The organism is Pseudomonas sp. EMN2 (assembly GCF_009650555.1).
In the GTDB taxonomy this organism is placed as follows: Bacteria; Pseudomonadota; Gammaproteobacteria; order Pseudomonadales; family Pseudomonadaceae; genus Aquipseudomonas; species Aquipseudomonas sichuanensis.
Genome location: NZ_VZZR01000113.1, coordinates 1 through 10,105, shown reverse-complemented (window position 1 = coordinate 10,105; position 10,105 = coordinate 1). Strand labels below are relative to the sequence as shown.

11 protein-coding genes are annotated in these 10,105 nt (G+C 65.2%); 2 read left to right on the top strand and 9 right to left on the bottom strand.

What is annotated here, in order from left to right; translation table 11 throughout:
* Window positions 1–189: 189 nt before the first annotated feature.
* The 6 genes from F6X61_RS25560 to F6X61_RS25535 form a co-directional block, all read right to left on the bottom strand.
* Entirely contained in the window at window positions 190–1,095 is a 906-nt protein-coding gene (locus tag F6X61_RS25560) for a MurR/RpiR family transcriptional regulator (protein ID WP_153789089.1), read from the bottom strand.
* A gap of 83 nt (window positions 1,096–1,178) precedes the next feature.
* Window positions 1,179–1,943, bottom strand: coding sequence for an ABC transporter ATP-binding protein (locus F6X61_RS25555; protein ID WP_153789088.1), 765 nt, complete (start codon window positions 1,941–1,943; stop codon window positions 1,179–1,181).
* Window positions 1,944–1,961: 18 nt separating this feature from the next.
* Window positions 1,962–3,074 (bottom strand): succinylglutamate desuccinylase/aspartoacylase family protein, encoded by a 1,113-nt coding sequence (locus tag F6X61_RS25550; protein WP_153789087.1) that lies wholly within the window; start codon window positions 3,072–3,074, stop codon window positions 1,962–1,964.
* 9 nt (window positions 3,075–3,083) lie between these two features.
* On the bottom strand, window positions 3,084–3,782 hold the full coding sequence (locus F6X61_RS25545) for an ABC transporter permease (protein ID WP_110994742.1): 699 nt from the start codon (window positions 3,780–3,782) through the stop codon (window positions 3,084–3,086).
* 13 nt (window positions 3,783–3,795) lie between these two features.
* Complete coding sequence (locus F6X61_RS25540) at window positions 3,796–4,485, bottom strand: ABC transporter permease (RefSeq protein ID WP_153789086.1); 690 nt, start codon at window positions 4,483–4,485, stop codon at window positions 3,796–3,798.
* A 24-nt stretch (window positions 4,486–4,509) separates the two neighbouring features.
* Entirely contained in the window at window positions 4,510–5,286 is a 777-nt protein-coding gene (locus F6X61_RS25535) for an ABC transporter substrate-binding protein (RefSeq protein ID WP_153789085.1), read from the bottom strand.
* Between the two features lie 350 nt (window positions 5,287–5,636).
* On the opposite strand from F6X61_RS25535, the gene F6X61_RS25530 reads away from it, so the two are divergent.
* Both F6X61_RS25530 and F6X61_RS25525 read left to right on the top strand, forming a co-directional pair.
* Complete coding sequence (locus F6X61_RS25530) at window positions 5,637–6,089, top strand: hypothetical protein (protein WP_153789084.1); 453 nt, start codon at window positions 5,637–5,639, stop codon at window positions 6,087–6,089.
* 79 nt (window positions 6,090–6,168) lie between these two features.
* The gene (locus tag F6X61_RS25525) at window positions 6,169–6,588 is read left to right on the top strand and encodes an organic hydroperoxide resistance protein (protein ID WP_153789083.1); all 420 of its coding nucleotides are present in this window, start codon (window positions 6,169–6,171) and stop codon (window positions 6,586–6,588) included.
* Between the two features lie 13 nt (window positions 6,589–6,601).
* Here the strand turns inward: F6X61_RS25525 and F6X61_RS25520 are convergent, their stop codons facing one another.
* Genes F6X61_RS25520 through F6X61_RS25510 form a run of 3 tightly spaced genes read right to left on the bottom strand, consistent with a single transcriptional unit; the run spans window position 6,602 to window position 9,827 of the window.
* Window positions 6,602–8,110 (bottom strand): DHA2 family efflux MFS transporter permease subunit, encoded by a 1,509-nt coding sequence (locus tag F6X61_RS25520; protein WP_256671426.1) that lies wholly within the window; start codon window positions 8,108–8,110, stop codon window positions 6,602–6,604.
* 53 nt (window positions 8,111–8,163) lie between these two features.
* A complete protein-coding gene (locus tag F6X61_RS25515; protein ID WP_153789081.1) occupies window positions 8,164–9,294 on the bottom strand; it encodes an HlyD family secretion protein in 1,131 nt (376 codons plus the stop codon).
* Between the two features lie 5 nt (window positions 9,295–9,299).
* Window positions 9,300–9,827, bottom strand: a complete 528-nt coding sequence (locus tag F6X61_RS25510) for a helix-turn-helix domain-containing protein (protein WP_153789080.1) — start codon at window positions 9,825–9,827, stop codon at window positions 9,300–9,302.
* Between the last annotated feature and the right edge of the window lie 278 nt (window positions 9,828–10,105).

The following is a 10,105-nucleotide window of genomic DNA, read 5'->3' as shown; positions in this document are numbered from 1 at the left end:
CAGTTGGTTAGAGCACCACCTTGACATGGTGGGGGTCGTTGGTTCGAGTCCAATTGTGCCTACCAAACAAAGTCCCGGCTTACCGGGCATCGAAAAGGGCGATCCGCAAGGGTCGCCCTTTTTGTTTGCGCTAGATTCTAGTCTCGACACTTCGGTGCGGGAGCGATGGCTCCCGCGCCAACTCCGCCGCTAGCCCCTGCTGCTTTTACCGCCAGGCACATGCAGATAGGCCATCACGCTTTCGGTCAGCTCGGTCGCGAGCTTCACCGCCTCCTTGTTGCGTGCCATGACGCCGGCCACCAACCCTTCGATCAACGCCAGCACGGCGATGTTGGAGCTGGTCAGCACCGGATGGTCGGCGGGCGCGAACAGCACATGGTGGGCAATGGCGGTCAGCGGCGAGGCCGGTGAGTCGGTGATCGCCAGTACCGTGGCGTTGCGCTCGCGGGCATAGCGTGACAGTTGCAGCGTGTCCTGGGAGTAGCGCGGCAGGGCGATCGCCAGCAGCACGTCCTGTTCGTCGATCACCGCCAGCCTGTAGGCGGCGTTCTCGTTGCCACCTTCCATGCTGATGGCCAGGGCGTCGTTGCAGAACGGTACCAGCGTCGAGGCTGCCAGGCTGGCCAGGTAGGCGCTGTTGCCAAACCCCAGCACATAGACCTTGCGGGCCGCGAGCAGGCGTTTGACGAAGGTTTCGAAAGTGTCGGCCTGGTTGTTGCTGGCGGTCGTCGCCAGGTTGCTGCTGGCGCTCTGGATCTGCTCGTGCAGGCCAAAGTCGCCGTCGGGGCGTTGGGCCAGCTCGTTGCGCAGCTTGTCCACCGGCGAGACCATCTGCTGCAGGGTCGTCACCAGCTCTGCTTTCATGCCGCTGTAGCCGCCCAGGTCCAGGGCCTTGGCCAGGCGATTGACCGCCGCCGGCGAGGTCGCGGTGGCCTGGGCCATCTCTTCGATGGTCAGGGTCGCGGCCTTCAAGGGATGACGCAGGATATAGTCGGCGACCTTGCGCAGCGAAGGCGGCAGCTCGGCCAGGCTTTCCGACAGTTTGCGCATGACCGGCGAGGCATACACGGTGGTGTTCTTCGAATGGCTCGGCATCCAGCGCGAAGCTCCCTGAAAAGTTGGGCCGTAGTGTATCCCAAGGCGCCCCGCGGCGGACGGCCGCAGAGCGCCGAGGGGGCTTACTTGAGGCTGCCGGCAAGGAATTGCCGCAAGCGCTCGGATTGCGGCCGTGCCAGCACTTCGCGCGGCGCGCCGCGCTCTTCGGCAACGCCCTGGTGGAGGAACAGCAACTGGTTCGACACCTCCCGGGCAAAGCCCATCTCGTGGGTGACCACGACCATGGTGCGGCCTTCCTGGGCCAGGTCCTGCATCACCTTGAGCACTTCGCCGACCAGCTCTGGATCGAGCGCCGACGTGGGCTCGTCGAACAGCATCACCTCCGGCTCCATGGCCAGGGCCCGGGCGATGGCCACCCGTTGTTGTTCGCCACCGGACATGTGCGCCGGGTAAGCGTCGCGCCGGTGGCTGACGCCCACCTTGTTCAGGTAATGCTCGGCCTTTTCCCGTGCCTCCTTGCGGTTGATGCCCAGCACCTGCACCGGCGCCTCCATCACGTTGTCCAGCGCGCTCATGTGCGACCACAGGTTGAAATGCTGGAAGACCATGCAGAGCCGCGAACGCAGGCGCTGCAGTTGCCGCGGATCGGCCGCCCGCAGCCCGCCACGCGGGCATTCGCGCAGCTTGAGTTGCTCGCCGTTGACCACGATCTGCCCGGCATTGGGTTGTTCGAGCAGGTTGATGCAGCGCAGGAAGGTGCTCTTGCCCGAGCCGCTGGAGCCAATGATGCTGATCACGTCGCCGGCGTTGGCCGCAAGCGACACGCCCTTGAGCACCTGGTGGCTGCCATAGCTTTTATGCAGGTCCTGGATGTGCAGTTTGTTCATCGTCGGTACTCGTAGGTATCAGTCGCTGAGCAAGCGACCCTGGCGGATGGGGGTATTGCCGGCGACCTTGGCCAGCCACAGGCCCGGTTGGGCAAAGCGCAGGCGTTCGCGGGCGTAGAGAATGCCGTCGGTGGTGGCCCGCACCACGCTGTGGCGATCACTGAGCGGGTCGATGACCTCGAACAGCGGGTCGCCGACCCGCACTCGGGCCCCGAGGGGTTGCAGATAGCTGACCACACCGGGGTGCTCGGCGTAGGCGTACTGGGCGCCAGCGAAGGGCGTGGCCTGGCAGCCAAGCGCCGGTGCGCTCGGCCAGTGGCCGCTGATCAGGCCTTGCTCGGCCAGGTAGCCGAGGATCTGCTCGGCGCTGGCCTGGCACTGCTCGCGACCGGTGTCGGCCATGCCGCGCAACTCGATGGTGGTGGCCACGCAGGCCAGGGGGATCTCGGCCTGGGGGAAGTGCGCGCGCAGTTGCAACCACGGCGCCGCGCAGGCTTCATCGAACGCATCGCCACCGGCGCCCTCGGCCAGCAGCACCGCTTCGGCGCCCAGGCGCGCGGCCAACGAGCGCAGCTGCGGCCAGTGCTGTGGCATGGCGTAAAGCAGCATCACCGATTCGAAATCGCAGTGCAGGTCCAGCACCAGGTCGGCGTCGCAGGCGTGGCGCAGCAGCAGGCGGCGCAAACCGTCCAGCTCCGACTGCGCCGGCGGCAGGGCGTCGATGAGCTCGACCATGGCCTGGCGAACCGTGGCCACGTTGTTGGCCTCGTCGTCGCCCAGGCGGCCCTCCAGGCGCGTGGCCAGCGCCTGGGTCAGTGCCGGGAAGTCGCGGTTGAAATTCTTGCCGCTGTTGAATTCGAAGCGGCCCTGATGGGTGGCCTGGAACATCTGGCCGATGCCGATCGGATTGGCCAGGGGCACCAGTTCGATGGTGCCGTTGAGCCGGCCTTGGGCCTCGAGTTCGAGCAGGCGCCGCTTGAGCTCGACGGCAACGCGCATGCCCGGCAGTTCGTCGGCGTGCAGGGCAGCCTGGATGTAGGCCTTGCGCGGCCCGCTGCCAAAACGCAACACGCGCAGGGTCCGCTGGGTGCCGCAGGCGCTCCAGGGCAAGGTGTGGTCAATGTGCTGCATGCAGGCTCCTTAGTGCTTGCGTGGGGCCAGGTAGGCCAGCCAGTGGCGCTCGGCCAGTTTGAACAGGCGCACCAGCAGGAAGGTCAGGGCCAGGTAGATCAGCCCGGCGGTGATGAACGCCTCGAAGGGCAGGTAGTAACGCGCATTGAAGGTTTTTGCGGCGCCGGTGATGTCCACCAGGGTGACGATCGAGGCCAGGCTGGTGGTCTGCAGCATCATCAGCACCTCGTTGCTGTACTGCGGCAGGGCCCGGCGCAAGGCCGAGGGCAGCAGGATGCGCCGGTACAGGGTCAGGGGTGACATGCCCATGGCGCGGGCCGCTTCCAGCTCGCCGCGCGGGGTTGCCCGCAGGCTGCCGGCCAACAGTTCGGCACTGTAGGCACTGGTGTTGAGGGCGAAGGCCAGGCAGGTGCAGAAGGTTGCGCTGGACAGGTACGGCCACAGCGGGCTTTGGCGCACGGCTTCGAACTGGGCCAGGCCGTAGTAGATCAGGAACAGCTGCACCAGCATCGGCGTGCCGCGGATCACGTAGGTGTAAAGCCAGGCGGGGTAGCGCAGCAGGCACCTGCGCGAAACCCGCATGAGCCCCAGGGGGATTGCCAGCGCCAGGCCACAGGCCAATGAAATCAGCAGCACCTTGAGGGTCAGGGCGATGCCGTTCAGGTACAGCGGCAGGTTCTGCCAGATCAGCTGGTAGTCGAGCATCATCGCAGCGGCTCCCTTACAGCTCGGCGGCTTTGTAGCCGACCGAGTAACGTTGTCCCACACCGCGCAGCAGCACCAGCGACACACTGGTCAGCAGCAGGTACAGCGCCGCCACGGCGAGGAAAAAGGTGAATGGCTGGTGGGTGGCGTCGGCCGCGTTCTTGGCCTTGAACATCATGTCCTGCAGGCCGATCACCGAGATCAGCGCGGTGGACTTGGTCAGCACCAGCCAGTTGTTGGTGAACCCCGGCAGCGCCAGGCGCACCATCTGCGGCAGGCTTATCCGCCAGAACACCTGCAGGCCACTCATGCCATAGGCCGCGCCGGCCTCGGCCTGGCCCTTGGGTATGCCCAGGAAGGCACCACGGAAGGTTTCCGACAGGTACGCACCGAAAATGAAGCCCATGGTGCAGACCCCGGCGATGAAGGGGTTGATGTCGATGTACTGCGAGTAACCCAAGGCCAGCGCCAGGCGGTTGACCAGGTCCTGGCCGCCGTAGAACACCAGCAGGATCAGCACCAGGTCAGGGATGCCGCGCACCACCGTGGTGTAGACCTCGCCCAGCGCCGCCAGCCACTTGAAGGGTGACAGCCGGCAGGCGGCGCCGAACAGGCCCAGGCCGATGGCCAGTGCCATGGCCAGCAGGGCCAGTTCGATGCTCAGCCAGGCACCCTCGAGAATGCTCGATCCATAGCCGTGAAGCATGATGAAAACCCTCGCGAGCCAGCGTTACTGGCCGTAGATATCGAACGGGAAGTACTTGCTCTGCACCTGCTGGTAGGTGCCGTTGGCGCGGATCGCGGCGATGGCGGCGTTGAGGCGCGCCAGGTTGGCGGTGTCACCTTTGCGCACGGCGATACCGGCGCCACGGCCGAAGTACTGGGGGTCGCTGATGTCCGGCCCGACCAGGGCAAAGCCTTGGCCGGCGGGGGTCTTGATGAAACTCTCCTCGGTGTTGACGATGTCGGCGAGGGTGGCATCCAGGCGCCCGGACACCAGGTCGAGAAAGGCTTCGTTCTGCGAGGCGTAGCGCACCACTTCGACGCCCGCAGGCTCCAGTTGCTCGGTGGCGAAACGGTCATAGGTGGAGGCACGCTGCACACCCACCTTGCGGCCCTTGAGGTCCACGGCAGGTACGTCGAGACGGCTGCCGGCCTTCATCGCGAACTTGCCTGGCGTGTGGTAGTAGCGGTCGGTGAAATCGACCGACTTGAGGCGGTCTTCGGTGATCGACATGGACGACAGCACGGCGTCGATCTTGCGCACCTTCAGCGACGGAATCATCCCGTCGAACTCCTGGATCACCCACTGGCACTTGACCTGCATCTGCTCGCACAGGGCATTGCCGATGTCGTAGTCGAAGCCGGCAAGTTCGCCTTCGGGCGTGCGGTAGGAGAAGGGCGGGTAGGCCGCCTCGATGCCGATCCGCAGGCTTGCTTGATCGGCGTGGGCGAGGGCGCTGCAGGCACAGAAGGCCAGTGCGCCGAGAAGTCCGGTCTTGTTCATTTTATCGACTCCGGTGGGTAGGCAATGCCGCCCCGCGCTGCACGGGCGAGGGGTCGGCGGAATTGAAAGTGACACAAATAATTTCACAAATCAACACGGTGAAAATAAACATATCAAAAAGGCGATGCTCGGTTCACCCTGACGGTCGAGCTGGCAGCGGTGCCCATCCCGTCCCGAGGATGTATCTCTTTGTATCTGCCCCCGGCCTTTGCAACCTTGCTTACAAATACCGCTACCGATGGATACGCCCCGGATACACGCCTGGGGCCAAATGCGTCAGCCCGAACGCAAAGCCTGCCGGCGATGCTCCGGGACCTCATGGCACAACCCAACCGCTATCGGAGCAACACATGTCCAACACCAAGACTCGTATCGGCCTGCTCACCATCGCCCTGGTGGGCGGTATCAATCTCACCGCTTCCGCCTTTGCCGTGGAGGCGCTGCCCCAGGGCTACCAGCTCGCCGCCGCCGGCAAGGCCGCGGAAGGCAAGTGTGGCGAGGGTAAATGCGGCGCCGGCGCAGCCCAGGCCAAGGGCGCCCAGACGGAAGGCAAGTGCGGTGAAGGCAAGTGCGGCGATGCCTCCTTCGCCCGTACCGACACCGACCACGATGGCCGTGTCTCGCGCGCCGAACTGCTGGCGGTGGCGCCCAAGGCCAATGCCGAGTTCGACGCCATCGACGCCAATCACGACGGCTATCTGTCGGAAAGCGAGGTGTACCAGTTCCGCAAGGGCCAGTTCGATGCCAATGGCAAGCCTTTCCCGGCCGACCTGTACAGCAAGCTGAGCCAGGCCAGGAACTGAAACTAGGCACTGCCCAAGGCACAACGCCGGGCAACAGGCCCGGCCACGCCTTCCCCGACCTTTGTGAAGGAGCAGCAGCATGACCCAGCAGACCACCATCCTCTACACCGCCCGCACCCACACCAGCGGTGGCCGCGACGGGCGCGGCCAGGCCATCGGCGGCGAGCTCGACCTGGCATTGAGCCCGCCCGGTTCCGGCCGCCCTGGCACCAACCCCGAACAGCTGTTGGCCATTGGCTGGTCGGCCTGCTTCATCGGCGCCCTGCGCCGGGCCGGGCAGAAGCTTGATGTACGCGTACCGGAAGGTGTGGCGGTGGATGCCGAAGTCTCCCTAGGCAACAGCGCCGACGGCGGTTTCATCCTGGCCGCCCAGTTGACCGTCCACTTGCCTGGCCTTGTGCAAGCGGACAAAAAGAACCTGGTGGCCGAGGCCCATCAGATCTGCCCGTACTCCAAGGCGACGCGTGGCAACATCGAGGTGAACTTCGTCATCCCTTGAATGACGCGGGGTATCAATGCGCGTCGGCCGATGGTTGTGGCGGCGGCTGGACCTTGCGCATCAGGGGCACCAGCAGGGTGGCGATGGCAAAGCACAGCATGATCACCAGGAACGCATCGGCAAAGGTCATGGTCTGCGCTTCACGCCAGGTCAGGCCCCACAGCTGGTGCAACGCCGCCTGGCCGGCGTCGAGGCTGTTCTGGCCCAGTGCCTGGGCGTTGTCGCGCCATTGCTCGAGCCAGCGATTCATGCCCTCGTTGCTGGCGTTCAGGTGTTCGGCCAGGCGCAGGAAGTGCAGGTTGGTGCGATCGTTGAGCACGGTCGCACAGGCCGCAATGCCGATCGCGCCACCGAGGTTTCGCATCAGGTTGAACAGGCCCGAAGCCAGTTTCAGGCGCGCCGGTGACAGTGCGCCCAGGGTCAGGGTCACGGTCGGCGGCACCGCCATCTGCTGGGCGAACCCGCGTATGGCCTGGGGCAGCAGCAGTTCCTTGGCGCCCCAGTCGTGGGTGATCGATGAGAAGTCCCACATCGAAATACCGAACAGCGCCAGCCCCAGCATCAGGATCCAGCGCAGGTCCACGCGGTTGGCCAGAAAGGCGTAGACCGGGATGGCCAGCAACTGGAACACCCCGGTGGAGAACACCGCCAGGCCGATGTCCAGTGCGCCGTAGCCGCGAACCCGACCGAGGAACAGCGGTGTGAGGTAGATCGTGGCGAAAATCCCGATCCCGGTAATGAAGGAAAACAGGCAGCCCAAGGCAAAGTTGCGCTCGCGCAGGGCGCGCAGGTCAACAATGGGGTCGTCGATCCTGAGGCTGCGCCAGACGAACAACACACCGCAAATGGCAGCCACCCAGGCCGTGGTGGCGATGGTGCGGTCGCTGAACCAGTTCCAGCGCGGGCCTTCTTCCAGGGTGTATTCCAGGCAACCCAGAAACAGCGCCATCAAGCCCATGCCCAGATAGTCGGCGCCCTTGAGCAGGGCCAGGTTGGGGCGGTCGACCTTGACCAGGAGCGGCACGGCGACGGTGACGAACAGGCCGGGCACCAGGTTGATGTAGAACAACCAGTGCCAGGACGAGACATCGGTGATCAAGCCACCCACCGCCGGGCCCAGGGTGGGGGCAAGCGAAGCGATGGCGCCGATCACCGAGGCGGCGATCACCCGTTGCTTGCCGCTGAAGTAGATGAACGCTGTGGTGAACACCAGCGGGATCATCGACCCGCCGAGAAACCCTTGCAGTGCGCGAAAGGCGATCATGCTCTGGATGTTCCAGGCCAACGCGCACAGCAGGCTGGTCAGGGTGAAGCCGGCGGCCGAGGCGGCGAACAGCCAGCGTGTGCTCATCACCCGCGACAGCCAGCCCGACAACGGGATGACGATGATTTCCGCGATCAGGTAGGCCGTCTGCACCCAGGCGGTGTCGTCGGCGCCGGCAGAGAGCCCGCCACCGATGTCTTTCAGTGACGCCGAGACGATCTGGATATCGATCAGGGCAATGAACATCCCGACGCACATGCAGGCAAACGCCGTGACCTTTTGCGCGGGGCTGAGGGCGGGCAGTTCGCTGGTCACGGCCGGCCTGCCGACGCAACCTCAGGCTGCGGCAGGGGCTGGGGCCTGGTATCGACTTCGGCGACCACCGACAGGCCCGGGCGCAACGCGCCGAATTCGGCATCGCTGCCCGACAGGCGCACACGTACCGGCACCCGCTGCACGATCTTGGTGAAGTTGCCCGTGGCGTTCTCGGCGGGCAGCACGCTGAACTGTGCGCCCGTGGCCGGCGCGATGCTCTCGACGTGGCCCTGGAAGGTACGGCCCGGCAGGATGTCGGCGGTCACCCTGACGGCCTGGCCCACCTGCATGCGGGCGAGCTGATCTTCCTTGAAGTTGGCGTCCACCCACAGGCCGTGAGCGGGTACCACCGTAATCAACTGGCTGCCGGCAGCGGCATAAGCCCCCACCTTGGCCCGGCGGTTGCCCACATAACCGTCCACCGGCGCGCGCAGTTCGGTGTAGCCGATGTTCAGTTGCGCCTGCTGGCGGTCCGCTTCGGTCTGGGCCAGGGCCGCCAGGGCCTGCTCACGCTGGGTGCCGATCACCGCCAGTTGTTGACGCGCCGCCTGTAGGCCGGCATCGGCGTGGGCGCGGTCGGCCAGCGCGGTTTTCCAGGTGGCCTCGACTTGCTGGGCGCTTTGCACCGACACCGCTTGGCTGTTTACGAGGGTCTGGTAACGGGCGCGGTCGTGCTGGGCCCGTTGCGCTTCGGCGCTGCGTGCGTCGATCTGGGCCTTTGCCTGGCTGATGATGGCCTGCTGCAGCAGCTCGACGGCATCCAGGTTGGCCAGCCGTGCCCGTTGCGCGGCCACGGCGCCGTCGGCCTTGGCCAGTGCTGCCTGGTAATCGCGCACATCGATGCGCGCCAGCAGGTCACCGGCTTTGACGAACTGGTTGTCCAGCACCGCGACTTCGCTGATATACCCCGGCACCTTGGCGCTGATCACGGTGACATCTGCGCCCACGTAGGCATCGTCGGTATCTTCGACGAAGCGCGCGCTAGCCCACCAATGGCTGGCATAGCCCACGGCGCCGACCACCGCGAGTGCCAGCGCGGCCAGGCGCAAGGCCGCTTTTTTCCTGCCCGGTTTGTTTGTCGTGGGCGGGGCGGACTGCTCGGGGGTGGGGGCAACGTGAGCGTTCATGGCGTTCAGTCCTCTGCAGAGGCTTGGCTGGGGAGGGCATCGCCCTGGCGGTAGGCCCGCCCGGTTTCGGCGCGCCAATGGGTCAGCGGGTCGGCATCGGGCGAAATGCGCAGCCGGTGGTCGTCCACGGTGATGGGGCGGCCGGTGTTGGTATCCACCAGCGCCAGGGCAACCGGCTCGCCGGTGTGTTCGTCGGCGAGGTAGACCTTCTTCGAGCCTTCGGCATGCTTTGCCCCCCAGGCCATCAGGGTCAGGATCACCGGGCGCAGGTCGCGACCGGCCTCGGTGAGGAGGTACTCGAAACGGGGTGGGTTGTGCTGGTAGGGCTGGCGCACGAGCAGGTTTGATGCGATCAGGTCGTTGAGCCGGCGGGTGAGGGTGTTGCTGGCGATGCCCAGGCTGTGCTGGAACTCATCGAAGCGGCGCAGGCCGTAGAACGCATCGCGCAGGATCAGCAGGCTCCAGCCGTCGCCGATGTGTTCGAGGGCGCGAGCCACCGGGCAGGGCATGGGTTGGAAGCTGGCTTTCTTCATGGTCTTGACCTTGGATGTCATGCCTTGGATGGAGTGACTATCCTCCAGTAACTTTCATTATGCAAGTTACTGCGTCGGCCTTTGTACCTTTCGCCTGGCCGGACGCTACCGGCAGATGTTTTCGGCCGATCTGGCTTGTTCCGCAAAGTTTTTGATTTTTTTGAAAAAAACGCTTTACAGGTAGGTCTTCGATCACTAATATGCGCCCCACACGACAGGCACATAGCTCAGTTGGTTAGAGCACCACCTTGACATGGTGGGGGTCGTTGGTTCGAGTC

What these genes read in the sequence shown, in the direction of transcription:
- F6X61_RS25560 (WP_153789089.1), bottom strand. Translation starts at nt 1,095, where the DNA reads ATGCCGAGCCATTCGAAGAACACCACCGTGTATGCCTCGCCGGTCATG.
- F6X61_RS25555 (WP_153789088.1), bottom strand. Translation starts at nt 1,943, where the DNA reads ATGAACAAACTGCACATCCAGGACCTGCATAAAAGCTATGGCAGCCAC.
- F6X61_RS25550 (WP_153789087.1), bottom strand. Translation starts at nt 3,074, where the DNA reads ATGCAGCACATTGACCACACCTTGCCCTGGAGCGCCTGCGGCACCCAG.
- F6X61_RS25545 (WP_110994742.1), bottom strand. Translation starts at nt 3,782, where the DNA reads ATGATGCTCGACTACCAGCTGATCTGGCAGAACCTGCCGCTGTACCTG.
- F6X61_RS25540 (WP_153789086.1), bottom strand. Translation starts at nt 4,485, where the DNA reads ATGCTTCACGGCTATGGATCGAGCATTCTCGAGGGTGCCTGGCTGAGC.
- F6X61_RS25535 (WP_153789085.1), bottom strand. Translation starts at nt 5,286, where the DNA reads ATGAACAAGACCGGACTTCTCGGCGCACTGGCCTTCTGTGCCTGCAGC.
- F6X61_RS25530 (WP_153789084.1), top strand. Translation starts at nt 5,637, where the DNA reads ATGTCCAACACCAAGACTCGTATCGGCCTGCTCACCATCGCCCTGGTG.
- F6X61_RS25525 (WP_153789083.1), top strand. Translation starts at nt 6,169, where the DNA reads ATGACCCAGCAGACCACCATCCTCTACACCGCCCGCACCCACACCAGC.
- F6X61_RS25520 (WP_256671426.1), bottom strand. Translation starts at nt 8,110, where the DNA reads ATGTGCGTCGGGATGTTCATTGCCCTGATCGATATCCAGATCGTCTCG.
- F6X61_RS25515 (WP_153789081.1), bottom strand. Translation starts at nt 9,294, where the DNA reads ATGAACGCTCACGTTGCCCCCACCCCCGAGCAGTCCGCCCCGCCCACG.
- F6X61_RS25510 (WP_153789080.1), bottom strand. Translation starts at nt 9,827, where the DNA reads ATGAAGAAAGCCAGCTTCCAACCCATGCCCTGCCCGGTGGCTCGCGCC.